The organism is Micropruina sp. (assembly GCF_047602385.1).
In the GTDB taxonomy this organism is placed as follows: domain Bacteria; phylum Actinomycetota; class Actinomycetes; order Propionibacteriales; family Propionibacteriaceae; genus Micropruina.
In genome coordinates this window covers 226,367-252,444 of record NZ_JASGHL010000004.1, presented here as the reverse complement: position 1 = coordinate 252,444, position 26,078 = coordinate 226,367, and the positions used below count along the sequence as shown (strand labels likewise).

General features: G+C 69.8%; 30 protein-coding genes. 21 read left to right on the top strand and 9 right to left on the bottom strand.

Annotated features, from left to right (window positions below; all coding sequences use genetic code 11):
- Nucleotide 1: 1 nt before the first annotated feature.
- The gene (locus tag QM711_RS14290; protein WP_415100473.1) at nt 2–532 is read right to left on the bottom strand and encodes an AAA family ATPase; all 531 of its coding nucleotides are present in this window, start codon (nt 530–532) and stop codon (nt 2–4) included.
- Nucleotides 533–549: 17 nt separating this feature from the next.
- Nucleotides 550–2,220 (bottom strand): glutamine--tRNA ligase/YqeY domain fusion protein, encoded by a 1,671-nt coding sequence (locus tag QM711_RS14285; protein ID WP_415100471.1) that lies wholly within the window; start codon nt 2,218–2,220, stop codon nt 550–552.
- Between the two features lie 183 nt (nt 2,221–2,403).
- Between QM711_RS14285 and QM711_RS14280 the strand changes: the two genes are divergently transcribed.
- From QM711_RS14280 to QM711_RS14270, 3 genes are all read left to right on the top strand, one after another.
- The gene (locus QM711_RS14280) at nt 2,404–3,111 is read left to right on the top strand and encodes a M50 family metallopeptidase (RefSeq protein ID WP_415100469.1); all 708 of its coding nucleotides are present in this window, start codon (nt 2,404–2,406) and stop codon (nt 3,109–3,111) included.
- A 107-nt stretch (nt 3,112–3,218) separates the two neighbouring features.
- The gene (locus tag QM711_RS14275) at nt 3,219–3,500 is read left to right on the top strand and encodes a hypothetical protein (protein WP_415100467.1); all 282 of its coding nucleotides are present in this window, start codon (nt 3,219–3,221) and stop codon (nt 3,498–3,500) included.
- Between the two features lie 251 nt (nt 3,501–3,751).
- Nucleotides 3,752–4,411 (top strand): DUF6498-containing protein, encoded by a 660-nt coding sequence (locus QM711_RS14270; protein WP_415100465.1) that lies wholly within the window; start codon nt 3,752–3,754, stop codon nt 4,409–4,411.
- A gap of 26 nt (nt 4,412–4,437) precedes the next feature.
- On the opposite strand, the gene QM711_RS14265 is transcribed toward QM711_RS14270, so the two are convergent.
- Entirely contained in the window at nt 4,438–4,905 is a 468-nt protein-coding gene (locus tag QM711_RS14265; RefSeq protein ID WP_415100463.1) for a YybH family protein, read from the bottom strand.
- A 180-nt stretch (nt 4,906–5,085) separates the two neighbouring features.
- On the opposite strand from QM711_RS14265, the gene gltX reads away from it, so the two are divergent.
- The 3 genes from gltX to QM711_RS14250 are packed head-to-tail and all read left to right on the top strand — an operon-like array spanning nt 5,086 to nt 8,131.
- The gene (gene gltX, locus QM711_RS14260) at nt 5,086–6,477 is read left to right on the top strand and encodes a glutamate--tRNA ligase (protein WP_415100934.1); all 1,392 of its coding nucleotides are present in this window, start codon (nt 5,086–5,088) and stop codon (nt 6,475–6,477) included.
- Nucleotides 6,474–7,193 (top strand): SDR family NAD(P)-dependent oxidoreductase, encoded by a 720-nt coding sequence (locus tag QM711_RS14255; RefSeq protein WP_415100461.1) that lies wholly within the window; start codon nt 6,474–6,476, stop codon nt 7,191–7,193. The genes gltX and QM711_RS14255 overlap by 4 nt, the downstream gene beginning before the upstream one ends.
- Entirely contained in the window at nt 7,190–8,131 is a 942-nt protein-coding gene (locus QM711_RS14250; protein WP_415100459.1) for a sucrase ferredoxin, read from the top strand. The genes QM711_RS14255 and QM711_RS14250 overlap by 4 nt, the downstream gene beginning before the upstream one ends.
- 164 nt (nt 8,132–8,295) lie before the next feature.
- On the opposite strand, the gene QM711_RS14245 is transcribed toward QM711_RS14250, so the two are convergent.
- Complete coding sequence (locus QM711_RS14245) at nt 8,296–8,706, bottom strand: DUF6855 family protein (protein WP_415100457.1); 411 nt, start codon at nt 8,704–8,706, stop codon at nt 8,296–8,298.
- Between the two features lie 100 nt (nt 8,707–8,806).
- Between QM711_RS14245 and QM711_RS14240 the strand changes: the two genes are divergently transcribed.
- Both QM711_RS14240 and icmF read left to right on the top strand, forming a co-directional pair.
- Nucleotides 8,807–9,289: a hypothetical protein gene (locus QM711_RS14240; protein ID WP_415100455.1), complete on the top strand. Its 483-nt coding sequence runs from the start codon at nt 8,807–8,809 to the stop codon at nt 9,287–9,289.
- A gap of 71 nt (nt 9,290–9,360) precedes the next feature.
- Entirely contained in the window at nt 9,361–12,489 is a 3,129-nt protein-coding gene (gene icmF, locus QM711_RS14235) for a fused isobutyryl-CoA mutase/GTPase IcmF (RefSeq protein ID WP_415100453.1), read from the top strand.
- A gap of 263 nt (nt 12,490–12,752) precedes the next feature.
- Here the strand turns inward: icmF and QM711_RS14230 are convergent, their stop codons facing one another.
- A complete protein-coding gene (locus QM711_RS14230; RefSeq protein ID WP_415100451.1) occupies nt 12,753–13,430 on the bottom strand; it encodes a hypothetical protein in 678 nt (225 codons plus the stop codon).
- A 188-nt stretch (nt 13,431–13,618) separates the two neighbouring features.
- On the opposite strand from QM711_RS14230, the gene QM711_RS14225 reads away from it, so the two are divergent.
- From QM711_RS14225 to QM711_RS14200, 6 genes are all read left to right on the top strand, one after another.
- The gene (locus QM711_RS14225; protein ID WP_415100449.1) at nt 13,619–15,487 is read left to right on the top strand and encodes a sensor histidine kinase; all 1,869 of its coding nucleotides are present in this window, start codon (nt 13,619–13,621) and stop codon (nt 15,485–15,487) included.
- The gene (locus QM711_RS14220) at nt 15,484–16,128 is read left to right on the top strand and encodes a response regulator (protein ID WP_415100447.1); all 645 of its coding nucleotides are present in this window, start codon (nt 15,484–15,486) and stop codon (nt 16,126–16,128) included. Before QM711_RS14225 ends, QM711_RS14220 begins: the two co-directional genes overlap by 4 nt.
- 70 nt (nt 16,129–16,198) lie before the next feature.
- The gene (locus QM711_RS14215) at nt 16,199–16,591 is read left to right on the top strand and encodes a helix-turn-helix transcriptional regulator (RefSeq protein WP_415100445.1); all 393 of its coding nucleotides are present in this window, start codon (nt 16,199–16,201) and stop codon (nt 16,589–16,591) included.
- 48 nt (nt 16,592–16,639) lie between these two features.
- Nucleotides 16,640–17,074 (top strand): VOC family protein, encoded by a 435-nt coding sequence (locus QM711_RS14210; protein WP_415100443.1) that lies wholly within the window; start codon nt 16,640–16,642, stop codon nt 17,072–17,074.
- 136 nt (nt 17,075–17,210) lie between these two features.
- A complete protein-coding gene (locus QM711_RS14205) occupies nt 17,211–17,657 on the top strand; it encodes an iron chaperone (protein ID WP_415100441.1) in 447 nt (148 codons plus the stop codon).
- Between the two features lie 11 nt (nt 17,658–17,668).
- Complete coding sequence (locus QM711_RS14200) at nt 17,669–18,304, top strand: IMPACT family protein (RefSeq protein WP_415100439.1); 636 nt, start codon at nt 17,669–17,671, stop codon at nt 18,302–18,304.
- A gap of 200 nt (nt 18,305–18,504) precedes the next feature.
- Here the strand turns inward: QM711_RS14200 and QM711_RS14195 are convergent, their stop codons facing one another.
- The 3 genes from QM711_RS14195 to QM711_RS14185 form a co-directional block, all read right to left on the bottom strand.
- Nucleotides 18,505–18,783, bottom strand: a complete 279-nt coding sequence (locus QM711_RS14195; protein ID WP_415100437.1) for a SelT/SelW/SelH family protein — start codon at nt 18,781–18,783, stop codon at nt 18,505–18,507.
- Nucleotides 18,784–18,886: 103 nt separating this feature from the next.
- A complete protein-coding gene (locus QM711_RS14190; RefSeq protein WP_415100435.1) occupies nt 18,887–19,444 on the bottom strand; it encodes a nicotinamidase in 558 nt (185 codons plus the stop codon).
- Nucleotides 19,441–20,787 carry a nicotinate phosphoribosyltransferase gene (locus QM711_RS14185; protein ID WP_415100433.1) on the bottom strand — a complete coding sequence of 449 codons (1,347 nt, stop codon included), beginning with the start codon at nt 20,785–20,787 and terminating at the stop codon, nt 19,441–19,443. Before QM711_RS14185 ends, QM711_RS14190 begins: the two co-directional genes overlap by 4 nt.
- Nucleotides 20,788–20,862: 75 nt before the next feature.
- Between QM711_RS14185 and clpS the strand changes: the two genes are divergently transcribed.
- The 6 genes from clpS to QM711_RS14155 all read left to right on the top strand — a co-directional run bounded on the left by clpS (nt 20,863) and on the right by QM711_RS14155 (nt 24,696).
- A complete protein-coding gene (gene clpS, locus QM711_RS14180; RefSeq protein ID WP_415100431.1) occupies nt 20,863–21,177 on the top strand; it encodes an ATP-dependent Clp protease adapter ClpS in 315 nt (104 codons plus the stop codon).
- The gene (locus tag QM711_RS14175) at nt 21,174–21,731 is read left to right on the top strand and encodes a DUF2017 family protein (protein ID WP_415100429.1); all 558 of its coding nucleotides are present in this window, start codon (nt 21,174–21,176) and stop codon (nt 21,729–21,731) included. The genes clpS and QM711_RS14175 overlap by 4 nt, the downstream gene beginning before the upstream one ends.
- 273 nt (nt 21,732–22,004) lie before the next feature.
- Nucleotides 22,005–22,232: a FeoA domain-containing protein gene (locus QM711_RS14170; RefSeq protein ID WP_415100427.1), complete on the top strand. Its 228-nt coding sequence runs from the start codon at nt 22,005–22,007 to the stop codon at nt 22,230–22,232.
- Nucleotides 22,229–24,157: a ferrous iron transport protein B gene (feoB, locus tag QM711_RS14165; protein ID WP_415100425.1), complete on the top strand. Its 1,929-nt coding sequence runs from the start codon at nt 22,229–22,231 to the stop codon at nt 24,155–24,157. Before QM711_RS14170 ends, feoB begins: the two co-directional genes overlap by 4 nt.
- Nucleotides 24,154–24,372, top strand: coding sequence for a hypothetical protein (locus tag QM711_RS14160; protein ID WP_415100423.1), 219 nt, complete (start codon nt 24,154–24,156; stop codon nt 24,370–24,372). Before feoB ends, QM711_RS14160 begins: the two co-directional genes overlap by 4 nt.
- Nucleotides 24,373–24,453: 81 nt before the next feature.
- Nucleotides 24,454–24,696 (top strand): LPXTG cell wall anchor domain-containing protein, encoded by a 243-nt coding sequence (locus QM711_RS14155; RefSeq protein WP_415100421.1) that lies wholly within the window; start codon nt 24,454–24,456, stop codon nt 24,694–24,696.
- Between the two features lie 48 nt (nt 24,697–24,744).
- Here the strand turns inward: QM711_RS14155 and murI are convergent, their stop codons facing one another.
- Nucleotides 24,745–25,542 carry a glutamate racemase gene (gene murI, locus QM711_RS14150; RefSeq protein ID WP_415100419.1) on the bottom strand — a complete coding sequence of 266 codons (798 nt, stop codon included), beginning with the start codon at nt 25,540–25,542 and terminating at the stop codon, nt 24,745–24,747.
- A 55-nt stretch (nt 25,543–25,597) separates the two neighbouring features.
- On the opposite strand from murI, the gene QM711_RS14145 reads away from it, so the two are divergent.
- The gene (locus tag QM711_RS14145; RefSeq protein WP_415100417.1) at nt 25,598–26,068 is read left to right on the top strand and encodes an OsmC family protein; all 471 of its coding nucleotides are present in this window, start codon (nt 25,598–25,600) and stop codon (nt 26,066–26,068) included.
- Nucleotides 26,069–26,078: the final 10 nt, after the last annotated feature.

Here is a 26,078-nt window from a genome sequence, read left to right as displayed (position 1 = left end):
GTCATGACGCGCTGCCCGGAGCCACGCCGCCCGACTCCAATGCTTCCCGGACCATGGCGGCCAGGACGGAGACGTCCACCGCGACGCTGGTGTCGATCTCCAGCAGCGGGCCGACCCCGAGCGGTTCGACCGGGCGTCCCCACAGTTCATCGGCCGAGCGATCCGAGTCGAGGTGCCGTGGGTCGCGCACGCGGGCGCGGTAGCGGGATCGCACCACCTGGAGCGGAGCATGGCAGCGCAGTTCCAGCACGGGCCCGGGCAGCGCCCGGACCAGATCGCGGGCGTAGTCGAACCAGGTGCTGTCGATGACCGCGGCCGGGCATCCTCGGGCGAGCCGGAGCACGGCCTCGACCGCGGCACGACCCAGTCGTCGGGATTCCGCGACGCTGGTCGGCGCGCCGAGCGCGTCCATCAGGGCTTCCTTGACCTCGTCCTTGGCCAAATAGGCGCAATCCAGGACCTCGGCGAGCGCGCGGGCCACCGTCGTCTTGCCAGACCCAGGCCAGCCGCCGACGAGCACGTACCCTCGCATGCCGCCTCCGGCGCCGGTCAGCCTCGCCGGCGTTGGATCGCCGCCCACTCGTCGCGCAGCCCGACCGTGCGATGAAACAGCCGCGGCTGCGCGGCATCGTGGGCGAAGTAGCCGAGCCGTTCGAACTGGACGACCTCGCCGGGCGCGGTCTCGGCCAGCGCGGCCTCCAGCCGGCAGTCGGTGAGCAGCTCCCGGGAGGCCGGGTTCAGGTCGTCCAGCGGCTCACCGGTCCGCTCGCCGGGCACGGACGCCGAGAACAACCGGTCGTAGAGGGCGACCGTTCCGGCGACGGCGTGCGCCGCCGACACCCAGTGCATGGTCGACTTCACCTTGCGGCCGTCCGGGGCGTTGCCGCCGCGGCTGGCCGGGTCGTAGGTGGCGTTCACCTGCACGATCGCGCCGGAGTCGTCCTTGACCACCTCGGTGGCGGTGACCAGGTAGGCACCGCGCAGCCGCACCTCGCGTCCGGGGGAGAGCCGGAAGAACTTCGGCGGGGGTACCTCGGCGAAGTCGTCTGCCTCGATCCACAGTTCGCCGGTGAAGGCGACGCTGCGGACGCCGTCCGCGGGATTCTCGGGATTGTTGGCCACCTCGAAATACTCGACCTGGCCTTCGGGCCAGTTGGTCAGCACCAGTTTGAGCGGCTTCAGCACCGCCATCCGGCGTTGCGCGGTGGCGTTCAGGTCGCGCCGCACGTAGCTCTCCAGCGCCTCGATCGACTGCCGGCTGTTGGTCCGGGTGGTGCCGATGTCGCGACAGAACGCCCGGATCGCCGCCGCCGGGTAGCCGCGCCGGCGCAGCGCGCGCAGCGTCGGCATCCGTGGGTCGTCCCAGCCGTCCACCACCCCGGTGTCGACCAGGGTCTTCAGCCGCCGCTTCGAGGTCACCGTGTGGGTGAACTCGAGCCGGGCGAACTCGATCTGCTTCGGCTGGTCGGACGGCAGTGGCAGCTGACCCAGATACCAGTCGTAGAGCGCCCGGTGGGTGTCGAACTCCAGGGTGCAGATCGAATGGGTGACCCCCTCGATCGCATCGGACTGGCCGTGTGCCCAGTCGTAGGTGGGGTAGATGTCCCAGGCGTCGCCGGTGCGGTGGTGATCGGCGTGCCGGATCCGGTACATCACCGGGTCGCGCAGCTGCATGTTCTCGTGCTGCATGTCGATCTTGGCCCGCAGCACCCGCGAGCCGTCCGGGAACTCGCCGGAGCGCATCCGGCGGAGCAGGTCGAGATTCTCCGCGACGCTGCGGCTGCGGTACGTGCTCTCGACGCCCGGCTTGCCGAAGCCGCCGCGCTGCGCCGAGATGGTCTCGATGTCGGAGTCGTCGACATAGGCCAGACCCTGCTCGACCAGGTGCTCGGCCCAGGCGTAGAGCTGCTCGAAGTAGTCCGACGCGTGCAGCACACTCGTCGGCGTGTAGCCCAGCCACTCGATGTCGGCGACGATCGAATCGACGTACTCGATCTCCTCGGTGTCCGGGTTGGTGTCGTCCAGCCGTAGGTTGCAGACCCCGCCGAAATCCTCGGCGATGCCGAAGTCGACCACGATCGCCTTGGCGTGACCGATGTGCAGGTAGCCGTTCGGCTCCGGCGGGAACCGGGTCTGGACGCGTCCGCCGAAGGTTCCCTGCTCGTTGTCCCGCCGGACGATGTCGCGGATGAAGTCGTTGGCGGCAGGCTCGGCGGTCATGGGCGCAAACCTATCAATCGGACGCCCCGGGCCCGGTCCCGGGGGAGGTGCCGAGACCGGCGCCAGGTGGGGGCGGAGTGACCCGGCGGCCGGCCGAGTCACCCGGGGCCGCCTTCCTAGACTGGGTGCCGTGAGCCTTCCGAGTCCGCGCTTCCGCTCGCGCCCGAGCCGGGACGGCGACGGATGACCCTGCTGGAGCGATTCTGGGACGGCCTCGCCGGCGTGCAGCAGCCGCCGTCGGCGTCCGCGATCTGGTGGACGGCGCTGGCTGCGGCCGTGGTGGTGGTGTTCCGTCCGGCCTGGCGGGTCGCCCGGCACCTGGTCACCATCGTCCACGAGGGCGGCCACGCGATCGCCGCCGTGCTGAGCGGACGCCGGCTGCGCGGGATCCGGCTGCACTCGGACTCCTCCGGGGTCACCTTGAGCCACGGTCGTCCGCGTGGGCCGGGGATGTTCGTGACCCTGATCGCCGGCTACCTGGCGCCGGGGCTGTTCGGCCTGCTCGCCGCGGTCCTGCTGTGGCAACAGCACGCGCTGGCGGTGCTCTGGGTGACGCTGTTGCTGCTCACCCTGATGCTGGTGCAGATCCGGAATTTCCGCGGGCTCTACTCGATGCTGGTCGCGGGGGCGGCTGTATTCGCGGTGTCCTGGTGGGGGACCGAGCAGGTGCAGTCGCTGGCCGGCTATGGCCTCACCTGGTTCCTGCTGCTGGCCGGCCCGGTCGGGGTGATCGAACTGCAGCGGGCCAGGCTGGCGCACCGCGCTCCGGGTAGTGACGCCGATCAACTGGCCGGGCTGACCAAGTTGCCGGCGGTGCTCTGGGTGGTGTTGCTGTTCCTGGCCGAGCTGGTCATGCTGCTCGTGGGTGCCTGGCTGATCCGGCCCGAGTAGCCGCCAGCACCGGGGGTCGGGTTGAGTTTAATAGTCGAGAGGACTAATATCGTGGTTGTCCTCGAAGCGAGGGCTTCACCTAACCAGGAAGAAAGTACTCAGACCTGATGTCTGCCCTGCAGATCGAAAACCGCCCGTCCGATGCCGCCAACGAGTCGAGCAGCTACGGCCTGGCCGACCTCCGAGCCGACGTGCTCGCCGACCATGGCGCGACCGTTGCCCTGCGTGCCGCAGTGGGCATCCTGGTCGCGGTGGCCGTGGTCATCCTGATCGCCGGCGTCGCCACCCAGTCCGTGCTGGCGATCATCGGTGGCGGCTTCGCCACCGTCGTGACCGCTGCCGCGCTGGTTTCGCTCTACGGCGCGTCCGTCGAGCCGGTCCGCCGCTGACGACTCCGGGGCTGCGCTAGCGGTCCCGCTGTCGCGACGCCGAGAAAACGCCACCGACAAGGGGCGACACCTTTGAGTGTCGCCCCTTTCGGCATGCCCGGACCGTGCAGACCCGATGAGGGTTCGGGCTGGCGGCCAGTACTCGCCGCCCTGGACGCCGAGCAGCTCGCCGGCCTCGCCCCGCAGTGACCTGCCGCGACGGCAGCTGACCATCCGTCCACTCCGGTCGCCGATGGGGCAGCATGAGCGGCGTGAACGAGATCGCACGGGCGTTGGGGTTGAACCTGCTCGGGTCGGTAGCGGCCCGGCTGCCGGCACGGGTCGGGACGGCGGTGCAGCTCGGGCTGATCGTGATCGGCTCGCTGCTGCCGCTCTGGCCGTTGTCGCAGGGCTGGATCAGGCTGCAGGACCTGCTCGCCTACAGCTGCCTGTGGCTGGCGATGTCGGTGCTGACCACGCTGATCCGGTTGCGCACCCTCGCCGTCCAGACCGACACCACCAGGTTCTTCGCCCTGCACTACGCGATCATGATCGGCATCCTCAGCCTGGTCTGCGGGGTGTGGTCGGTGATCCTGCTGTTCCTCGCCGGCCCCAGCGGGGGCTGGATCGCACTGCTGCCGATGGGGGTCGCGATGCTGCTGGCGAACGCCTGGTCGCTGGCCGACGGGTGGTTCCTGCGCGATGGCCGGCGGCTGGCCAGGGTCTGGCAGGTGGTGCTGCCCGGGTACCTGCGCTTCCTGCCGGTGCTGTTCGGCACGGTCGGCGGCGCCATCCTGATCCTCGGCGAGCAACCCGTCGAGTATCGGCTCATCGCCGCGGCGTCCCTGGTGATCGTCCTGACCGCGATCGACGTCACCTTGGCGGTCCTGTCCTTCCGGCTGATCAGGTGGCCGACGACAGGGTCAAGCTGACCACCGTGGCGGCTCGTCCGGTGGCGCTAGCCGCGGGCGATCCGGGCGAAGTCGTCGAACGGAATCTCCCGAACCAAGGGATCGGCGTGCCGGTGGACGATCTGCCAACGGTCGCCGTCCCGGCGGAAGACGATGGTGACCCGCAGCGACCAGTCCTGGTCGGGGTAGCCGCCGACCTCGCCGTGCTGTCGTTCCACGGCGACCAGCACCACGAGGTCACCCGAGACATAGGTCTGATGCACGTCGAGGACCGCCTCGCCTGAGGCGAAGAAGCGGCTCAGTTCGTCCAAAGCCTCGTCGGTGCGATGGATGCGGTGGCCATACATGGTGTCGCCGCCGTACGGCGGCATCAGCGTGTAGTCGTCCGGATGGTCGAAAGGGGCGAAGTAGCGGCGGGCATCGCCACGAATATAGGCCGATGCGGCATCGCGCATCCGGTCGATGAGTTCGCGGAGTTGGCTGTCGCTGATGCCGCCGTCGCGCTCAGTGCTCATATCGGTCAAGTACCTCGCGGGCGCCCGGACGGACATCGACGGCCGGTCGTTTTCGCCTCCTGGGGTGCGTCGTCGCCCCGCGTCCGCGCCCGTTAGGCTGGACGGGCTATGACCCAGACTCCCGCTCGCCTGCGCGTCGCGCCCTCACCCACCGGGGACCCACACGTCGGCACCGCCTACATGTCCCTGTTCAACAAGGCCTACGCCGAGGCCACCGGCGGCGCCTTCGTGCTGCGGATCGAGGACACCGACCGCGTCCGCTACGTGGCCGACTCCGAGCAGCAGATCTTCGACACGCTGCGCTGGGTCGGACTGCCCTGGAACGAGGGGCCGGACGTCGGCGGCCCGTATGCGCCCTACCGGCAGTCGGAGCGGCTGGACACCTACCGGCCGTTCGTCGAGAAGCTGCTGGCGAGTGGTCACGCCTACTACTGCTGGTGCTCGACCGAGCGATTGGCGGGGCTGCGGGCCGAGCAGCAGGCGTCCAAGGCGTCGGTGACCGGCTACGACCGGCTCTGTTTGGGCAAGACCCGCGAGGAGCGGGCCGTGTTGTCGGGCTTCAGCGAGACACCGGTGGTGCGGATGCTGATCCCCGACGATGCGCCACTGACCTTTACCGACGTGATCCGCGGCGAGGTGAACGCGCCGCGTCCGGACGATCAGGTGATCCTCAAGGCCGACGGCTTCCCGACCTACCACTTGGCGGTCGTTGTCGACGATCACCTGATGGGGATCACCCATGTGGTCCGCGGCGAGGAGTGGATCAGCTCCACCCCGAAGCACATCCTGCTGTACGAGTTCCTGGGTTTGACCCCGCCGGCGTTCGCGCACATGCCGCTGCTGCGGAACACCGACAAGTCGAAGATCTCCAAGCGGAAGAACCCGGCCGCCCGGCTGGTCTGGTTCCGCGAGCAGGGCTACCTGCCTGAGGCGCTGCGGAACTTCCTGCAGCTGCTCGCCTACCCGCCGGTCGGCGACTCCGAGGTGGCGACCTTCGACGAGTTCGTGGCCGGCTTCGACTGGGCCAAGGTGAACACCGTCGGACCGATCTTCGACCTGAAGAAGCTGGACTGGCTCAACGGCGAATACATCCGCGCACTGGCACCGGTCGAGCTGGCCGTCCGGATCGTCGAGCATCTGGAGTTCACCGGTGAGTGGGCGGAGGCGACCGACGCGCAGCGGGAGTTGCTGCGACGCGCCACCCCGCTGATCCAGGAGCGGCTCGGGGTGCTGTCCGAGGCGCTGCCCAAGCTGGCGTTCCTGTTCACCGCGGACGCCGACCTGGTGGTCGCCGACGACGCCAGGGCGCAGCTGGGTGCGAACGCCGCCGAGGTGCTGGACGCGTCCATCGCCGCGCTGGAAGCGCTGGAGCCGTTCGCGGCGGACGAGATCCAGGCGGCTTTGCGGGCCGCGCTGGTGGACGGCCTCGGCCTGAAGCCGCGATTCGCGTTCGGTCCGGTCCGGGTCGGCATCACCGGTTCGCGGGTGTCGCCGCCGCTGTTCGAGTCGATGGAACTGCTCAGCCGCGAGTCGAGCCTGACCCGCCTGCGGGCGTTGCGGGCGACGCTGTGAGCGTCGTCGCGATCTTCGGCGGCCGCTCGGAGATCGGTCTCGAGATCGCTGCCCGGCTTTCTGCCGGGAACGTGGTGGTGCTGGCGTCCCGTCCCGGCGGTGAGCGGCCTGAGGTGGCCGGCGCCGAGCGGGTGCTGCACGTCGACTTCGACGCCGACGACGTCGCCGAGCATGGCGCTGCGGTCGGGGCGATCGAGGCCGAGACCGGTCCGATCGACATCGCGGTGCTCACCTTCGGCGTCCTCGGCAACCAGAAGCTCGCCGAGGCCGACTCGGCCGAGGTGGTGCGCATCGTGCACACCGACTTCACCGCGCAGGCGTCGCTGCTGACCGTGCTGGCGAACCGGATGCGGGGTCGGGGTGCCGGGACGCTGGTGGCGTTCTCGTCGGTGGCCGGGCAGCGGGTGCGGCGTCCGAACTATGTCTACGGCTCGGCCAAGGCGGGGCTGGACGGCTTCGCCTCCGGCATGGCGGACGCCCTCCACGGCTCCGGCGTCGACCTGGTCATCGCCCGTCCCGGCTTCGTGATCGGCCGGATGACCGAGGGGATGTCGCCGGCGCCCTTCTCGTCGACCCCCGATCAGGTCGCCGCGGCGGTGGTGAAGAGGATCCGCGAGGGCGGGCCCGTCGAGGTCTGGATTCCCTGGCAGCTGCGGGTGTTGTGTTTCGTGGCGCGTTTCGTGCCCCGGGCGATCTGGCGGCGGATGCCGCGATGACCTGCTCGTTCGCCTGGGACGACGCCGGACTGCCCGCCTGGGGCACGGCGCCCCGGGCGAACTTCTGGCTGGCGCTCGACCAGAACGGTCCGTGGGGAGCCCGGGCGTTCACCCAATCGAGGCTCGATCCGGCCATCGGCGCCGCGATCGAGGCCGAGGTGCTGGCCGCCGGCGGCCGGCCGCTGCTGATCCGTCGCCCGTCCAGTCATGTCGATCGTCCGGAAGACCCCGAGCGGCAGGTGTACCTCGCGGGCGGTCTGGACGGCAGGCCGTGGCTGCTCGGCGGCACCATCACTACCCCCGAAGAGGTGCTGCAGCTACCCTTCGACCGGTTGGCTGCGGGTGATCCGGACGCGCTGGTCGCCGAGTTCGGCTGGCTGAAACGGCTGGAGGGCGGCGTCCTGCTGGTCTGCGCCAACGGCAAACGCGACCTGTGTTGCGCCGTGCGGGGGCGTCCGATCACCCTCGAACTGGAGCGGCAGTATCCCGGCCGGGTGTGGGAGTGCACCCACACCGGCGGTCACCGGTTCGCGCCCACCGGGCTGCTGCTGCCGTCCGGACAATCGCTGGCCCGGCTGACTCCCGAGACCGGGCTCGCCGCGCTGCGGGCCGCGGACGCCGGGCTGCTGGCGTCCGCAACCTTCGGACCCTGGCACGACCGCGGACGCGGGCACCTCGAGCCGGCCTGCGCGGTTGCGGAGGCATGGGTCCGGGAGCTGACCGGTGAGACCGACCCGGCGGCGCTTGCTGCCGCCGAGTCGGGGGACGCCGGGATCGAGGTGAGGCATGACGACGGCCGCAGCTGGCTGGTCCGGCTGGCGATCGAGGACCATCCCGAGCAGCTGCCCGAATCGTGTGGCAAGGCGGCGGTTGCCGCGCGTTCCTGGACGGTCGTCGACGCGTCCCTGGTCGAGCGTGCCGAGGCCGCGGTCACCTGACTCGCACCGCTCGGGCGCCGTTTCGTGGCTCGTTGATGCGGTCGCCGTTCCATAGCTCGTCATCTGGCGACCGATTTCGCAGTCGTTCTCGGCTGGACGGCGCGACGATCCCAGAATCGGTCGCTGATTCGCGAGCGGGTTGAGCGGCGCTGGCTCTGGCCTGCTCAGCTGATCGCGCGCATCCGGTTGTTCCGGGCGTCGTGCGTGAGTTCGGCGAGACCGAGTGCCTCGAGCAGCGGCGGCAGGTACATGCCGAACCGGCCCCGGTAGCCGTTACGCAGCCCGTACCAGCCGCCAACCGGGTTCGACTCCGACCGTCCCCAGGCCTCGACAGTGCCCTCGGCTGCGGGCTTCTTCTCGTCGGCGGCACCGAGCGGAACCCAGTCGTCCTGCTCGACGAGCCAGGCGTGCAGGTCCTCGATCGCGCGCACCTGGTACTTCAGCGTGGTCGAGCCGACCACGCAGACCAGGGTCGGCGGATCCGCGTCCGCGTCGCGATACATCAGGTACGAACTGGAACCCGGCGGCGTGGCCAGCTGCCAGGGATCGTCCTTGGTGCCGGTTCCATCGGCCATGCTGTGCCTCCCACGTTGACCATCCGGGCGTTCTGAGTGTAGGCACCGCCGCGGCGCTCCGGTAGGGTCCCGGCTACCCCCGTCGGATGTGAGGTTTGGCATGAGTCGTTTCTGCTTGGTCGGTGTTGCGGTGCTCGCCGCGATGGCCGGCTGCACCCAGGTGACGACGCCGTCCCAGCCGGTCAGCCCGCCGCCCACGCCGTCCGCGTCGCTGCCGGCGCAGCCATCGGCGTCCCCCTCGGCCAGCACGGTGATCCCGGCCAAGGCCCGGGACGAGATCGCTCGCGATGTTCTGCGCGACCACAAGCGGGTCGGTTCTACCGGACGTGCAGACCTCGGGAAGGGTCCGTGGGTTGCGCAGGGGGCCTGCGACGGCCCGGTCGGTCTCTCGGTCAGCTATCAGACGAGGGTCGACGGGGTGTCCGCCGGGGGTGGCTCGATCAACTGTTCCACCGGGAAGACCTACACCAACAGCGTGCTGCCGAGCATGAAGGGCACTCATCAGGTCGAGATCGTCTTCGGTGCCGAGGTCGAGGACACGACGATCGCCTACGTGCGGATCATTCCCGAAGGATCCCAGTAGCGACCCGTCCTCCAGCGGCGCACCCTCACCATGGGCTCGACATCGGGGCGAACCGGGTGCTCAATGGAGCAATGAAGTCCTCGCCGGTGCGGATCGTCACCGCCGCCGCTCTGTTCGACGGGCACGACGCCGCGATCACGGTGATTCGGCGGGTGTTGCAGGCGCGAGGGGCCGAGGTCGTCCATCTCGGTCATGACCGCTCGGTCGACGACGTGGTGGCAGCGGTCGTCGACGAGGACGCACACGGGGTCGGGGTGTCGTCCTACCAGGGCGGGCACCTGGAGTACTTCGGCTATCTGGTGGACCGGCTCGCCGAGCTGGGTTCGGACGCCAAGGTCTTCGGCGGCGGGGGCGGGGTGATCGTCGCCGATGAGATCGAGGCGCTGGCCGCGAAGGGCGTCACCATCTACAGTCCGGCCGCCGGGCAGCGGCTCGGACTGCTCGGGATGGCCGACGAGGTGATCGCCGCCTGCCGTGAGGTGCAACGGTCTCGACACTCTCGGCCAGCGGGCGCTGAGTCCGGCGCGGGTGAATCTGGTTCGGGTGAATCTGGACCGGGGGGACGGTTCTTTCGGTCCAGTTTGCCCGGAAATGGACCGAAAGAACCGTCCCCGCGTACCGGTTTGCCGCGGGCGATCAGTGTCTTGGCCGAGGGCGGACAGCTTGATCTGCCGGACGGCCGGCCACCCGTGCTGGGCATCACCGGGACGGGCGGCTCGGGCAAGTCGTCACTGACCGACGAGCTGTTGTTGCGGTTCCGGCGGCGGGCCCCGGAGTTGCGAATCGCGGTGCTGGCGATCGACCCGACGGCGCGGCGCGGTGGTGCGCTGCTGGGGGACCGGATCCGGATGAACGCACTGGACCGGGTGTACTTCCGTTCGCTGGCCACCCGGGGTGCGGCCGGTGGTATCCCGAAGGGGCTGGACGAGATGATCCGGTCCTGCGGCGGTGCTGGCTATGACCTGGTGATCGTCGAGACTCCGGGGATGGGGCAGGGGGACGCCTCGATCGCCGACCATGCCGATGTTGTGCTGTACGTGATGACTCCCGAATACGGGGCGTCCACCCAGCTGGAGAAGATCGCGGCCCTCGAGGTGGCCGACCTGGTCGCGATCAACAAATACGACCGGCGCGGTGCGGAGGACGCCCGGCGCGATGTCGGACGCCAATTGATCCGCAACCGGGGAGCCTTCGGCGAGTCCTGGAAGGACCAGCCGGTGATCGGGACCATCGCGTCCCGGGTCAACGACGACGGGGTGAACCGGCTGTTCGAGCGGCTGCGGGTGTTGCTGGCCGCGGCTGGGGTCTCGACAAGCTCGACCAACGGTGAGGACTCGGCCGGCGGTGGTCGTGCGGCCGGTGACGGCGCGATCATTCCGCGTGGCAAGGAGCGATACCTCGCCGATGTTGCGGACACTGTCCGCGGGTATCACGCCGCCACCGCCACTCTGGTCGGGGCGGTGCGCCGCCAGGAGCAAGTCGAGGCCGTCGCCGCGCTGCTCGACGACCCGACGCCGCTCGCGGGCCTGCGCGCCGAACTCCCCGCAGCGGCGTCCGAGCTGTTGAACGTTTGGCGCACCCAACTCGAAACCGAGCAGCCCACCGCGGAGACGCTGTCCGGGCTGACGCTGCCGAAGGTGGCGCTCCCGCCCGACGATGAGCCGGGTGCCCTGATCCGTTACCTGCGCAAGGAGAACCGTCCGGGCAGCTTCCCGTTCACCGCCGGGGTGTTCCCGCTGAAGCGGTCGGGGGAGCGGCCGACCAGGATGTTCGCCGGTGAGGGGGACGCCGCGCGCACCAATCGGCGCTTCCACCTGCTCGCCGCGGGGCAGCCGTCCACTCGGTTGTCGACCGCTTTCGACTCGGTCACCCTGTACGGACGCGATCCCGCCCGGCAGCCCGACATCTACGGCAAGGTCGGCACCTCGGGGGTGTCCATCGCGACCCTGGACGACATGCGCGACTTGTTCGCCGGCTTCGACCTGGCCGACGACGCGACCTCGGTGTCGATGACCATCAACGGACCGGCACCGACCATTCTGGCGATGTTCCTGAATGCCGCGATCGACCAGGCCGGCGATCCGGAGGTGGTGCGGAAGGTACGCGGCACCGTCCAGGCCGACATCCTCAAAGAGGACCAGGGACAGAACACCTGCCTGTTCTCGATCGACTTCTCACTACGGGCGATGGCCGATGTGCAGGAGTGGTTCATCGAGCATGGCGTGAAGCGGTTCTACTCGGCGTCGATCAGCGGTTACCACATCGCCGAGGCCGGGGCGAACCCGATCACCCAGCTGGCGCTGACCCTGGCCAACGGGTTCACCTACGTCGAGGCGTACCTGGCCCGCGGCATGGCGATCGACGATTTCGCGCCCAACCTGTCGTTCTTCTTCTCCAACGGCATGGACGCCGAATACACGGTGATCGGACGGGTCGCCCGCCGGATCTGGGCGATCGCGCTGCGTGACCGGTACGGCGCAGGCGAGCGGGCGCAGAAGCTGAAGTACCACATCCAGACCTCGGGCCGGTCGTTGCATGCCGCCGAGATGGAGTTCAACGACATCCGGACGACGCTGCAGGCTCTGTGCGCGTTCTACGACAGCGCCAACAGCCTGCACACCAACGCGTACGACGAGGCGGTCACCACGCCGTCCCCGGCGTCGGTGCGGCGTGCCTTGGCGATTCAGCTGATCATCGATACCGAATGGGGGCTGGCTTCGGTGGACAACCCGTTACAGGGGTCGTACCTGATCGAGCAGCTCACCGACCTGGTCGAGGAGGCGGTGCTGGCCGAGTTCGAGCGGATCGCCGACCGCGGCGGCGTCCTGGGTGCGATGGAGACCGGCTATCAGCGTGGCCTGATCCAGGACGAGTCGATGCTCTACGAGGCGCGCAAACACGACGGCACCCTGCCGATCATCGGCGTGAACACCTTCCTCGACCCGGACGCCTCGGAATCCGCGCCCACCGTGCTGGCCCGCGGTACGACGGACGAGAAGGAGTCGCAACTCGCCCGGCTGGCCGACTTCCACGCCCGGCACGCCGACGAGTCCCCGGCCGCCCTCGCCCGGCTGAAGGAGGTGGCGCTGACCGGCGGCAACGTCTTCGACGAACTGATGCGCACCGTCCGGGTCGCGTCCCTGGGCCAGATCACCGAGGCCTTCTTCGAAGTCGGTGGACGATACCGCCGCACCATGTGACCCCGGGGACGGTTCTTCTGGTCACCGGGGACGGTTCCCTTGGTCACCGGGGACGGTTCTTCTGGTCACTGTGACCGCACGATGTCACCGCGGGGACGGTTCTCCCGGTCACTGTGGACCGCACGATGTGACCGCGGGGACGGTTCTTCTGGACGCTGGGCGGCCGGCGTCAAGGACCTGCGGCCCAGGCGTTCGAGAGATCAGTGAAACCCTTCTCCGGCCCGGGTAGCCGGATCGAGCCCCGCCCAGGGTCAGCCCGATGGTCACCTGCCGGGAGACTGCTTCAGCGACGGCGCGAGGCCCGCGACGACTGTCAGCGCCCACAGCGGCGTGGTCACGAATGAGGAGCCCAACACCAGCATGACTGCTGCGCCGACGGCGACCAGCGCGAACGCCCACAACGGGATAGCCCCAGCCCGCCACAACGTGAATCCCGCCGCCGGCCAGAAGAGCAGCTGGCCGATCAGGTACGGCAGGAAGACCACCAGGCCGAAGAGGTTCTGCTCGGTCAGCAAGGTGAGTGCGACGGCCGCGTCGCGATCGGGTAGCGCCACCAGGATCTGGTTCCAGGCGAAGTAGCCCATCAGGTGCACGAAGTGGCCGGTCACCAGGCAGATCCCGGTCACCAGTGCGACCATCGACCAGCCGGGCACTCGCTCGCGCGTCCGTTCGCGGACGGCCGCAACTGCCGGGATAGCCAGGATGGCGGCGGCCAGCGCCAGCCATGACGCGACCTGGTACAGGCCGAGGTTCGCCTCGATCGCCGCCAGCAGTGACGCGGACTGCTCGGCTCCGCTCTCGCCGATGATCCCGGTCTCGGAGCCAGCGTGCTCGGCGGTCATCCGGGCCAGATCGGCCGCGGCGAGTATCAGGGGCGCCAGCAGCATGCATCCTGCGGCGACGCTGCGCCGCCGGGTCGAAAGAGTGGACGTGGCGGTCATGGTTCCTCCTCGGTCGTGCCGGCGTCGACTCGCCGGCGACTCCACGATCGGCCGCAGCGGGGCCGGCGCGGAACCGCCGGCGGAATGATCCCGTTCGCCGATCGGACGTCCGGCCGTCCCGGAAAGCAGGATCCCGGGTCCATCGTGAGGGGGATCACTTCGGGGGTGCGGCGGTCTAGCCTCGCGCTATGAAGGCTCGGCCCACCATCGAGGAGGCGGTCCTGGCGTTGGCCGGGATCGGGTGGGTGACCGCGCTGCTGTGGAGCCGTCCTGTCGCCGCCGGGACGATCGGAGTCGTCTCGGGGTTCGCACTGCTGGTGTCGCGCCGGCACCCTGTCACCGCGGCTGCCGTCGTACTGGCCGGGTGTCTGCTGGCGGCCGCGCTCGGCGTGCCGTCCGAGAACCCGGCCCTACTGCTGCCGGTGGCGGTCGTCGTCTACGGCCTGGGTCGCTGGTCGGGCAGGACGCCGGTGGTGCTCGCGTTGCTCGGGCTTCTCGCCTCCCTCGCCTGGGCGGACGCCCTGTCGCTTTCAACGCTGATCTTCGGCATCGTCCTCTACGGCTGCTTCTGGGGCTTCGGCCGACTGGTGGCGGCGAAGACGCAACGGGCGAGCGCGGCGCGGCGGCGCGCGGCCACCGTGGGAAGCCAGGATCCGCTGGCGGTGGCTGGTGCCGTGGTCGCCGAGGAACGCGCCCGGCTAGCGAGCGAGATCGCCGGGATGGTCGGTGAGACGATCCGTGCGATGCTCGCCGATGCCGCATCGGCCGGTCCCGAGCTCGACGCGGCGGCGATCGAGCGGATCCGTGTCCGCGGCACTGGCGCAATCACCGAGTTGCGGCAGATGCTCGGCCTGCTGCGCCACCCCCAGTCCGAAGCCCGGCCATCCGCTCAACCTGGGACGCCCGGCCCCGGCTGGAGTTGGTACGTCGTGGCGCAGATACTGGCGACGCTCGGCCTGGTGGAGTTGCTCACCCTCGATCCGGGGCCATCCGTCGCCGTGTTCGTGCTGCTCACGCTGGTGCCGCTGAGCGTCGCATTGCGGCGGCGAGCGCTGATGACGGCATTGCTGCTCAGCGCCGGCGCACTCGCGCTCGCGGTGTCGATCGGGCCGACGCGGCTGGGTATCGCGGTGCCGGTAGCGCTGGCGATCCTCTCCTGGTCGGCCGGCGTCGAGGGGAGGCGACCGGTCTGGCTCGGCTGGCTGCTGATGGTGCTGGCCGGGGTGCTGCTGGTGCTGCTCGCGGACCCCGACAATGCGGCCATGCTGGCCGTGGTCACGGTGCTGCCGGCGTGGGCGGGCCACGCCTGGAGCGAGGAGGACCGGGAGCAGCGTTCTGCGCAGCACTCGACCGCGCAGGCCCAGTCCGTGCTCGACCGTGCGGTTGCGGACGCGGTGAGGAACGAACGGCTGCGAGTGGCCCGCGACCTGCACGACGTGACCAGCCATGCACTGGGGGTGATGGTGTTGCAGGCGGGGGCGGTGAGTGCCCAGCGGGTCGCCGATCCTGCCCGGGCGCGGGCGAGCCTCGCCGTGATCGGGGATACCGGACGCCGTGCCCTGGACGACCTGGACCGGCTGATCGGGCTGATCGACCAAGGCGTGCTGGGCGTTGCGGTCGCCCAGGAGGCGACCGACCTTCCGGGCCGGCTCGTGGCGCTGGCCGAGCGCATCCGGCAGGCGGGTGTCCGGGTGGTGCTGCGGATCGAACGGCCGCCGGCCGACCCGGCTGTTGCCCAGGTCTGCTACCGCGTCGTGCAGGAGGCTCTGACCAACGCCGTTCGGCACGCGTCCGGCAGCTCGGTGCGGGTGGTGGTCGAGGGTTCACCGGGAGAGTGCTCGGTCGTCGTGCGGGACGACGGCAGAGCTGCCGCGGCTCCGGCAGCGGGCGACGGCAGCGGCCTGGGGTTGATCGGTGCTGCGGAGCGGGTCAGGGCCGTAGGTGGCGAGTTTCATGCCGGACCGGACGCCGACGCGGGCTGGGCGGTCCGGGTTCGGCTACCGTCGGCGGCGGCTGCGGTCGGAGACAGCATCTCCACGACGGGAGTCGACCGGTGATCACCGTCGTCCTGGCCGACGATCAGGCTCTGATTCGGGGAGGTCTGCGCGCCATTCTGGACGCCGAGCCCGACATCGACGTGGTGGCCGAGGCGGCGGACGGACGCGAGGCGTCCCGCGCCGCACGGGAGCACGGCGCCGACATCGTGCTGATGGATATCGAGATGCCACAGGTCAACGGCGTCGAGGGCATCCGGCTGACTGCCGCCGCGCGTCCGGAGACCAAGGTGCTGGTGCTGACCACCTTCGATCTCGATGAGTACGTGTTCGCCGCCCTGAAGGCCGGAGCCAGCGGGTTCCTGCTCAAGACCGTTTCCCCCGCTGATCTGGCGGAGGCGATCCGGGCCTGCCACGGTGGGCAGTTGCTGTTCGCTCCGGAGGTGACGCGCCGGCTGGTGGACGCGTTCGTCAGGCGGCGTCCTGCGACCAGCGGTGTGCCGGAGACCTTGCAGTGCTTGACCGCCCGCGAACTGGACGTGTTCCTCGCGCTCGCGAAGGGCTTGTCGAACGCCGAGATCGGTGGCCGCCTCTATCTGGGGGAGGCGACGGTCAAGACCCATGTCACCCGGATCCTGGCCAAGCTGGGGCTGCGCGACCGAGTCCAGGCGGTGGTACTGGCCTACGAGTGCGGCGCCGCTTGAGGAGGACCGTCACGGTCCTGAGGACCGCCGTTCAGTGGGTCTGTTCGTGGGCGTGTGCCAGGCTGGACCCATGACCCCCGACGACCTGGTGCGCTTGCGCCGGGCTCGCGACCGGATGGACCGGGACTTCGCCGAGCCGCTGGACGTCCCGCAGCTGGCCCGCGAGTCGCTGATGTCGGTCGGGCACTTCCAGCGCTCGTTCAAGGAGGCGTTCGGCGAAACCCCGTACGCCTGGTTGATGACCCGCCGGATCGAACGCGCCATGGCGCTGTTCCGCAACACCGACAAGTCGGTCACCGACGTCTGTATGGAAGTGGGCTGTACCTCGCTCGGCTCGTTCAGCAGCCGGTTCACCGAACTGGTGGGGGAGACTCCCAGCGCCTACCGGAACCGCTCTCACGACGAGCTGCGCGGCATCCCGAGTTGCATCGTGAAGCAGGTCACCCGGCCGAGTCGCAACTGATCACTTTTCGAGAAGCCGTGGCAGGGGCGTCCGTCTAGCGTCGAGGACATGACAGCACTGCAGAGCCTGACGCTCGCGAACACCTTCGTCCACACCACCGACCCCGATCGCTCGCTCGCGTTCTACCGCGACGTCCTGGGCTTCACAGTGAGCACGGACGTGACCAACGGCGACTTCCGCTGGGTCACCCTGACCACACCGACGCAGCCCGAACTCGAGCTCACCCTGGACCAGATCGGCCCGGGTGCCATGCCGATGACCGATGCCGACCGCGCCGCGTTGACTGAACTGCTGGCCAAAGGACTGCTGACCGCGCTGATCTTCGACTGCGACGATGTGGACGCCGTCTACGAGACGGTCCGGGCGTCCGGGGCCGACGTGCTGCAGGAACCGGCCGACCAGTTCTACGGCGTCCGGGACTGTGCCTTCCGTGACCCCGACGGCAACATGGTCCGGTTCAAGACCGACCTGGCTCAGGGCTGAGCCATGTGCCTGCCGCCCTGGGTGGCTAGGGCATTCGCCGAACAGGATCGCACCAGGGTGGCCGCCCGCCGAGCCGAGCTCGCGGCGATCCGACACACCACCATGGACCCAGTCAACCGAACAGAGGAGAGCCGCAATGGCCCGAACAACCGACAGCAAATCCGGGTTCACGCCTGAGGAACGCGCCGCGATGAAGGAGCACGCTGCCGAACTGCGTGCCGCCAAACGCCGTGATGGGAAGAAGGAACTCGAAGCGCAGGCCTGCCTGGACAAGATCGCCGAGATGCCGCACGCGGACCGCGTGATCGCCGAACGGATCCACGCCCTGGTCACGGCCAATGCACCCGGCCTGGAGGCCAAGACCTGGTACGGCATGCCGGCCTACGCCCGTGACGGGCAGGTGATCTGCTTCTTCCAGCCGGCCAGCAAATTCAAGGCCCGCTACGGCACCTTCGGCTTCAACGACGGCGCGCTGCTGGACGACGGCGCCGTCTGGGCGACCAGCTTCGCAGTTACCGAGCTGACCGATGCCGATCAGGCGCTGCTGGGTGAGCTGATCCGCAGGGCGGTCGCGGAGTCCTGAATCATGGCAGGGTGCTGACTGTGATCGAGCAGTACCTGAGCATCGCAGCACCGGTCGAGGCCGAGATCGAGGATCGGCGCTCTCGTTTCCTGGCCCGCCTCGAACCGGCGTCCGACGAGGCGGCTGCCCGGGCGGTGATCGAGGCGGTCCGCAGGCGTCATCACACGGCGGGCCATCACTGCTCGGCGTTCATTCTTGGCCCGGACGGCGCCGTCGAGCGCAGCAGTGACGACGGCGAGCCCGCCGGGACCGCGGGGGCGCCGATGCTCGAGGTGCTCCGTGGACGCGACCTGCGCGATGTCGTGGCCGTGGTCACCCGCTGGTTCGGCGGCACCCTGTTGGGTGCGGGCGGGCTGGTCCGGGCCTACTCGGACGCAGTGTCGGCGGCGTCCGCTGCTGCTGAGTTGGTCCGCTACCAGCTGGTCGACGTCGTGGAACTGGGCGTGGACTATGCGATCGCCGGACGGGTCGAGGCGTCCCTGCGCGACCGTGGAGTCCGGGTGGCTGAGGTTCGGCATGGTCTGCAGGCGACCCTGGTCCTTACCGTCCCGCCGGCAGACCGCGACGCGGTGGCGTCCGTGATCTCCGAGTTGACCGGTGGCCAGGGGCGTCCGGTGCCGGTCGGCACCCGCTGGGTCCAGAACTGAACGAGCGGCGTCCGATGCTCCCGAGATGCTCAGGGTGGACCGAAAGAACCGTCCCCGAGCGTGCGAATCGCGCACGCGAAGAACCGTCCCCGAACGTGCGAATCGCGCACGCGAAGAACCGTCCCCGAACGTGCGAATCGCGCACGCGAAGAACCGTCCCCGAACGTTCGAGAATCGAAAGGGGGGAGGGCCGTCCCCGCTCAGGCGCGGTCGGTGTGGCCGAGCGAGCGTTCCGGCGCCACCAGGTCGCGGACGCGGCGCTTCAACTCGGCGATCTCGGGGAAACCGCCGTCGGTCTTGCGGTTCCACACCGTCACCTCGTCAACCGCAACCCGGAACATGCCGCCGTGGGACGGAATCAGCGTCACCCCGCCCAGATCGTCGGCGAAGGTCTGCAACAGCTCGCCCTGATACCAACTCGCGCGCAATTGCCAGCGGCAGTCGATGCAATAGCGGATGGTCACCACGGGCTTGGACACCCGGCCATTGTCGCGCGCCCGCACGCGCTCTGGCACGGCAAGGCCCTCCCTAACTACCTGTGCCCTCCCACCGGTGGGAGGGCACAGGTAGTTAGGGAGGGGGTTAGCGATCGACCCGGACGCCGGCGGCGCGCAGTTCGGCCACCACGTCCGGGACGTTGCCGGGCGCGACGGCTGCGGTCAGGTCGAGCAGCACCCGGGTCCGGAAGCCGGCTCGGGCGGAATCCAGGGCGGTGGCGCGCACGCAGTAGTCGGTGGCGATGCCGCAGACGTCCACCTCGGACGCCCCACGCGCCGTCAGCCAGTCGCCCAGTGTCACCCCCGAGGCGTCCGCGCCCTCGAAGCCGGAATAGGCCGCGGCGTATTCGCCCTTGTCGAAGACCGCATCGAAGCCTCGCCACACCAGGTTCGGATGGAACTCGGCACCCGGCGTCCCGGCCACGCAATGCGGCGGCCACGAGTCGATGTAGTCGGGGTGGTCGGAGAAATGCGGGCCTGGATCGATGTGATGATCGCGGGTCGCCACCACCAGGTCATACCCGGACGCCCCGGCCAGCAGTTCCGAGATCGCGGACGCCGTCGCGGCGCCGCCGGTCACCGCCAGCGAGCCGCCCTCGCAGAAGTCGTTCTGGACGTCGACGACGATCAGCGCCCGGCTCATGCCTCGCTCCTCGCGTACGGGTTGTCGGTGACCTGGCCGTCGGCGTCCAGCATCAGGGTGGGGATCGCCGCCTCGCCCTTGGACATCTTCAACGCCGACAGCGGCAGTTCGGTCCGGGAGCGGGCGTGCCGCTCTTGCGCCACCTTCAAGCTCTCGGCACCGACGATCTCGCCGTCGCGGACCAGTTCGACCAGCAGCGGCCGGTCGTTGCCGTCGCTCTGGGGCGCCGAGCCGATGCCGATCACCTCGGCCTCGGCCTTGCCCCGGGCGTCCAGCCGGCGGAGCGCGTACTTGCGGCCGCCGATGCTGGTCTTGTTGACGCTCTTCTTCGCCACCGGCAGCAGCGGCGCGTCCGGTTCGTCGGTGTCGGCCCGGGCGACCAGCTTGTAGACGAAGCCGCAGGTCGGCGCGCCCGAGCCGGTGACCAGCGAGGTGCCGACGCCGAAGCCGTCCACCGGGGCACCGCGCAGGGCCGCGATCTGCCACTCGTCCAGGTCCGAGGTGACCAGGATCCGGGTATGGCCGGCGCCGAGCGAGTCCAAGAGACGGCGCACCTCACTGGCCAGCTCGGCCAGGTCGCCGGAATCGAGCCGGATCGCCCCCAGCCGTCCCCGGGTCAGCTCGATGCCGGTGCGCACCGCGGTCTCGATGTCGTAGGTGTCGACCAGCAGGGTGGTGTCCTCGCCGAGCGCGCCGATCTGTGCCTCGAAGGCCTCCCGTTCGGACGCGTGCAGCAAGGTGAAGCTGTGCGCCGCCGTCCCCCTGGTCGGGACGCCGTAGCGCCGGCCCGCCTCCAGATTGGACGTGGTGGCGAAGCCGGCCACATAGGCGGCCCGGGCCGCGGCCACCGCGGCGATCTCGTTGGTGCGTCGCGAACCCATCTCGATGCACGGCCGGTCGCCGGCCATCGCCGTCATCCTGGACGCCGCGGACGCCACCGCCGAGTCGTAGTTGTAGATGCTGAGCAGCACCGTCTCCAGGATCACCGCCTCGGCGAAAGAGCCCTCGACGATCATCAGCGGCGATCCGGGGAAGTAGATCTCGCCCTCGGGATAACCCCAGATCGATCCGGTGAACCGGTAGCCGGCCAGCCATTCGGCCAGCGGCTGGTCGACGATCTGCTGCTCCAGCAGGAACGACACGGTGGCATCGTCGAAGGTGAACGCCTCGATCGCCTCCAGCGCCCGGCCGACGCCGGCGACCACGCCGTAGCGGCGTCCGGTGGGCAGCCGGCGGGGGAACAGTTCGAAGACCGAGCGCCGGAACGCGGCGCCCGAACGCATCGCCGCGCGGACCATCGTCAGTTCGTAATGGTCGGTCAGCAGCGCCGTCGAGTTGAGCATGGGCGTCAGCGTAACGGCGCCCGGACGGCGGCGTCCGGAGGGTCCGGCTCGGCGCCGGTCTGACAGAATGCCGCCATGGTTGTCGCGTCCACTCAGCCGGCGGTGCCCGAGGGCGGAACCGTTCTGGCCGAGCGTCCGCAGGAGGCGCCGATCGAGCTCACCTCGTGGGTCACCATCGTCTGGGACGACCCGGTCAACCTGATGAGCTACGTCACCCACGTCTTCGTCACCTACTTCGGCTACTCCAAATCGAAGGCCACCAAACTGATGCTGCAGGTGCACCACGAAGGCAAGGCGGTGGTGTCCTCCGGCACCCGCGAGGCGATGGAGGCCGACGTGAACGCGATGCACGCCTACGGGTTGTGGGCGAGCGTGGAGCGTGCCGAATGAGCCGGTTCCGGCGCTCCGGCGGCCAGCTGCTGATCACCCTCGCCGACTACGAGGAGGCGGTGCTCGAGTCGATGGTCGAGCAGCTGATCGTGCTGCTCGAGGGCGAGGACATGGACGCCACCAGCGACGATCCGTTCGCCCAGTGGGAGGCCGACATGGCCGCACCCAGCGACCTGGACGCGTCCGACCCGGTGATCGCCCGACTGTTCCCACCGGCCTACCGCGACGACGACTCCGCCGAGAAGGAGTTCCGCAGGTTCACCCAGAACGCCCAGCGCCGCACCAAGATCGAGCAGGCCCGGGTCGTCCTGGAGGCCCTGCTCGAAACTAACGCCGGACGCGACCCGGCGCTCGTCCGCGCCGGCGACGTGGACGCCTGGCTGAAGACCATTGCCGCGATCCGGCTGACCCTGTCGGTGCGCCTCGGCATCGAAACCGCCGACGACGTCGACGAACTGGAGGAGCTCGACTCCGACGAGCCGCGCGGCGTCCTTTACGGCATGTACGAGTGGTTGGGCTACTTCCTCGAAGGCCTGATCGACAAGCTGCACTGATCTGATCACCCAACCGCTCCCCGAACTAGTTACCGCTCGCCGAATTCAGCGAGCCCTAGGTAGTTCGGCGAGCGCGGGGTACGGCGGCCCGAGGTCAGGGTCCACGATGTGAAACCGGTGAGACCGGCCGCCGGGAGGAATCCCGGTTCGCCCGCGGCATCAGCAGCCCTTTCTTAGGGTAGGCATAGCTGACCTGGACGATGTCGAGGCCCGGACCAGCACCGGTGATCAGCTCGCCGGACCGATCCCTCGACCCATCGATGGACGAGTCGCATGAACGTCATCTCGCTGGCGGAGGCCCCACTGGCTGTTCCGCTCACCCTTTCCGCCGTCCCCGACGAGCATGCCTGGCGGCTCAGCCGGTTGGGTCTGCGTCCCGGAGCCGCCTTCGCGGTCATCCGGGCCAGCGCCGGAGGCGGCCGGATCGTCTCGGTGGCCGGTGCCCGGGTCGCACTCGGCGCGGCGCTGCTGCGCGGAGTCCGGGCGGAGATGGCGCGATGACCGCCGTCAAGCCCCCGGTGACCACCTGCCACTGCGCCGTCGCCAATACGGCGGCCGGTCCGGGCGCCGCCATCGTCGCCCTGGCCGGTGCGCCCAACTCGGGCAAGTCGACGCTGTTCAATGCGCTCACCGGGGCCCGCACCACCGTCGGCAACTGGCCCGGCACCACGGTCGAGGTGGCTCGCGGCGTCTGGCACCAGCGCACCCTGATCGATCTGCCCGGCGCCTACTCGCTGGAGCCGCTGTCGCCGGACGAGGCGCTGACCCGCGACCTGCTGGTGGCCGACCCCGACGACCGGCCGGACGTGGTGATCGTGGTCGCCGACGCGGCGAACCTGGCCCGCAGCCTGTACCTGGTCAGCGAGGTACGCGAGCAGCCGCAACGGGTGATCGTCGCCCTCACCATGTTGGACGTCGCCGAACGCCGGGGCATCGACGTCCACCCGGCCGCGCTGGCTGAGGCGCTGGGCTGCCCGGTGGTGGCGCTCGACCCGCGCCGCCGCTCGGGGCTGACGGCCCTGGACGACGCCGTTGCGACCGCGCTCACCGCAGCCGAGCCCGCCGCCCGTCCCCATCGCTGTTGCGGCGACGCGCTGGCCAAGGCGGACGAGCGCTTCGGTTGGGTGGCCGCGGCGGTGGAGGCGGGGGTGACGGACGCCGGCGACGACCGGGTGTCGTTCTCGGACCGTTTCGATCGGGTGGCCACCGCGCCGGTACTTGGCCCGCTGCTCTTCCTGGGTGTGATGTGGGTGGTGTTCCAGGTCACCACCACGGTCGCGGCGCCGCTGCAGGACTTCTTCGACACGTTCTTCTCGGGACCGGTCACCGACGCCGCCCTCGCCGGCTTCGCAGCCGTCGCACTGACCGGCACCTGGCTGGAGGGGCTGATCGTCGATGGCCTGATCGCCGGGGTCGGCATGGTGCTCACCTTCGTTCCGCTGATGGCGCTGATGTTCGTGCTGCTGGCGCTGCTGGAGGACTCCGGCTACCTGGCCCGGGCCGCGGTGGTCACCGACCGGCTGATGCGGGCCATCGGCCTGCCCGGCAAGGCCTTCCTGCCGCTGGTGGTCGGCTTCGGCTGCAACGTTCCGGCGATCAGCGCCACCCGGATTCTCGGCGACAGCCGGCAGCGGCTGCTGACCGTGCTGCTGGTGCCGTTCACCTCGTGCACCGCCCGGCTGACCGTGTTCGTGCTGCTCGGCACCGTGTTCTTCGGACAGTGGGCGGGCACCGTGGTGTTCGCGATGTACGTGGCGTCGATCCTGCTGGTGGTCGGCGTCGGCCTGCTGCTGCGCCGAACCCTGTGGCGGGCGATGGGTACCGAACCGCTGGTGATCGACCTGCCGCCCTACCAGCTGCCGACGCTGCGGCTAACCGCCTCCGTCGCCTGGACCCGGCTGGCCGGCTTCCTGCGCACCGCGTCCGGGATCATCGTGGTCACAGTGTGCGCGGTCTGGCTGCTGCAGTCGGTGCCGGCCCACGGCAACGCCGCCTTCGGCGAGGTTGCGGTGGAGGATTCGGTCTACGGCGTGGCGGCGCAAGCGATCACGCCGGTGTTCGCCCCGGCCGGCTTCGCCCAGTGGCAGACAACTTCGGCGCTGGTGGTCGGCTTCGTCGCCAAAGAGGCGGTGATCTCGTCCTGGGCGCAGACCTATGCACTGGAGGAACCTGAGGAGGGTGGCGATCCGGGCTCGCTGGGCGAGCGGATCATGGCCGACTTCACCGAGTCGTCCCACGGCCACCCGATCCCGGCCGCGCTCGCGTTCATGGTCTTCCTGATGGCCTACACGCCGTGCGTCGCCACGCTGGCCGCGCAATGGCGCGAGATCGGCGGCCGCTGGACGCTCTTCGGCATCGCCGTGCAGCTGGCGGTGGCCTGGGGCCTGGCCGTGTTGATCTTCCAGGCGGGGAGTCTGTGGTGGTGACCGGGCCGCTGACCACCGTATTGGACGCCTTGGCCGGCGGCGCCGGCTCGCTGAGCGAGATTCGCCGGCGGACCGGCCTGCGGGCCGACGTGGTACGGGCCGCTGCCGACCATCTGCTCCGGGCGGGACTGGTCCGGGACTGCCCGCTGACCGGATGTCCCGGACGAGGCTGCGGCGGCTGCCCGATCGCGGACTGTCACCCGGGCGGGGGGTGACCTCGCCGAGAAGTCCGTGCGATAGTCGGATCGCCGACGGCCTCGCGCCGCGTGTCCCATCCGTACCCCCAGGAGCAGGACGTGCCCCAGTCCAGATCCATGCCCAAGTCGCTGATCCGGCTGCTGCTCGCCTTCCTGTTGCTGCTCGGCTTGGTCGGACTCGGCACCACCGTCGAGATCACGGCGACCAACAGCTACCGTCCGGTGCCGCCCCCGTTGCCGCAGACCGGATCGGACGCCCAACTGGCGATGCTGCTGGGGGGCGCGGCACTGGTGCTGCTGGGCGGACTGGTGGTGCTGCTGGTGCGCAGACGGCGCGGGTAGGTAAGGCGCCGATCATCGGGCCCGCGACCAGCCGGGTAGCCCGCGGGGCTACCAGATCGCCCCGACCTCGTGGACGAAGCCACCCATCAGGCGGCTGCCGATGCCCTGGAATTTCTCCGGATTCCCGGTGGTCAGGAATCGCCGGGTGGCCTCGCGTGGGGCGTGGTGCAGCAGGCCGAGACTGTTCAGCGTCGTCCAGGTCGACTTCGCGCACTCGTCCGCCGACGACACCAGGGTGACGGTGTCGCCGAGGACGTAGTTGATCACGCCGGTGAGCAGCGGGTAGTGCGTGCAGCCCAGAATCAGGGTGTCGATGCCGGCCAGTCGCAACGGCTCGAGATAGTCGTGGGCGATGGCTTCCAGATCGGCTCCGCCGGTGACGCCGGCCTCGACGAAGTCGACGAAGAGCGGACATGCCGAGGTGAACAGCTCGACGTCGGGGACGGCGGCCAAGGCATCGTCATAGGAGCGGGAATGCGCGGTCGCGCTGGTGCAGATCACGCCGATCCGGCCGCTGCGGCTCACCAGGACGGCCCGTCGCGCGGCTGGCAGCACCACGTCGATGACTGGGACGTCGTAGCGTTCCCGGGCGTCCCGCAGCACCGCCGAGGACGCCGAGTTGCAGGCGATGACCAGGGCTTTCACCTCCCGGTCGACGAGCCGGTCGAGGCATTCGAGGGCGAACTCGCGGACCTCCGGCAGGCTCTTGGTCCCGTACGGCGCGCGGGCGGTGTCGCCGAGGTAGACGACGTCCTCGTTGGGCATCTGGTCGACCACCGACCTGGCCACGGTGAGCCCGCCGAAGCCGGAATCGAAGATGCCGATCGGGCCCTCAGTGCTGCTCACGTCGTCCGACTCTAGTGGGCGCCCGTCCCGGGCGTGCCCGTGGCAGGCTGGAGCGGTGACCGGAGAGCACCGCTACGCGCTGACGACCACCTGGACCGGCAACCGCGGCCACGGGACGACGGGGTACCGCGGCTACGACCGCGCGGTCAGCGTCGAGGTCGAGGGCAAGCCGGTGCTGCTGGGGTCGGCCGATCGTCCGTTCCGCGGCGACCCGGCCAGGTGGAACCCGGAGGATCTGTTGCTGGCCGCGCTGTCGCAATGCCACCTGTTGTCCTACCTGCACGCCTGCGTCACCCGTGATGTGGTGGTCACCGACTACGTCGACCTGGCGTCCGGCGTGATGGTGACCGAAGGCAATGGCGGCGCCTTCCGCGAGGTCGTGTTGCGTCCGCGGGTGGTGGTGGCCGAGGCGTCCATGGTGGACGCGGCGACCGCCGCTCACCACGACGCGCACCAGTGGTGCTTCATCGCCAACTCGGTGAACTTCGCGGTCCGGGTGGTGCCGACGGTGGTGCCGGCGAGCTGACATCGTTGGC

Coding starts and splice junctions, on each gene's coding strand:
- QM711_RS14185 (WP_415100433.1), bottom strand. CDS start 20,787: ATGCTCAACTCGACGGCGCTGCTGACCGACCATTACGAACTGACGATG.
- icmF (WP_415100453.1), top strand. CDS start 9,361: ATGAAGTCCTCGCCGGTGCGGATCGTCACCGCCGCCGCTCTGTTCGAC.
- QM711_RS14175 (WP_415100429.1), top strand. CDS start 21,174: ATGAGCCGGTTCCGGCGCTCCGGCGGCCAGCTGCTGATCACCCTCGCC.
- QM711_RS14170 (WP_415100427.1), top strand. CDS start 22,005: ATGAACGTCATCTCGCTGGCGGAGGCCCCACTGGCTGTTCCGCTCACC.
- QM711_RS14230 (WP_415100451.1), bottom strand. CDS start 13,430: ATGACCGCCACGTCCACTCTTTCGACCCGGCGGCGCAGCGTCGCCGCA.
- QM711_RS14215 (WP_415100445.1), top strand. CDS start 16,199: ATGACCCCCGACGACCTGGTGCGCTTGCGCCGGGCTCGCGACCGGATG.
- QM711_RS14190 (WP_415100435.1), bottom strand. CDS start 19,444: ATGAGCCGGGCGCTGATCGTCGTCGACGTCCAGAACGACTTCTGCGAG.
- QM711_RS14240 (WP_415100455.1), top strand. CDS start 8,807: ATGAGTCGTTTCTGCTTGGTCGGTGTTGCGGTGCTCGCCGCGATGGCC.
- feoB (WP_415100425.1), top strand. CDS start 22,229: ATGACCGCCGTCAAGCCCCCGGTGACCACCTGCCACTGCGCCGTCGCC.
- gltX (WP_415100934.1), top strand. CDS start 5,086: ATGTCCCTGTTCAACAAGGCCTACGCCGAGGCCACCGGCGGCGCCTTC.
- QM711_RS14225 (WP_415100449.1), top strand. CDS start 13,619: ATGAAGGCTCGGCCCACCATCGAGGAGGCGGTCCTGGCGTTGGCCGGG.
- QM711_RS14275 (WP_415100467.1), top strand. CDS start 3,219: ATGTCTGCCCTGCAGATCGAAAACCGCCCGTCCGATGCCGCCAACGAG.
- QM711_RS14280 (WP_415100469.1), top strand. CDS start 2,404: ATGACCCTGCTGGAGCGATTCTGGGACGGCCTCGCCGGCGTGCAGCAG.
- QM711_RS14265 (WP_415100463.1), bottom strand. CDS start 4,905: ATGAGCACTGAGCGCGACGGCGGCATCAGCGACAGCCAACTCCGCGAA.
- QM711_RS14245 (WP_415100457.1), bottom strand. CDS start 8,706: ATGGCCGATGGAACCGGCACCAAGGACGATCCCTGGCAGCTGGCCACG.
- clpS (WP_415100431.1), top strand. CDS start 20,863: ATGGTTGTCGCGTCCACTCAGCCGGCGGTGCCCGAGGGCGGAACCGTT.
- QM711_RS14210 (WP_415100443.1), top strand. CDS start 16,640: ATGACAGCACTGCAGAGCCTGACGCTCGCGAACACCTTCGTCCACACC.
- QM711_RS14250 (WP_415100459.1), top strand. CDS start 7,190: ATGACCTGCTCGTTCGCCTGGGACGACGCCGGACTGCCCGCCTGGGGC.
- QM711_RS14205 (WP_415100441.1), top strand. CDS start 17,211: ATGGCCCGAACAACCGACAGCAAATCCGGGTTCACGCCTGAGGAACGC.
- QM711_RS14285 (WP_415100471.1), bottom strand. CDS start 2,220: ATGACCGCCGAGCCTGCCGCCAACGACTTCATCCGCGACATCGTCCGG.
- QM711_RS14290 (WP_415100473.1), bottom strand. CDS start 532: ATGCGAGGGTACGTGCTCGTCGGCGGCTGGCCTGGGTCTGGCAAGACG.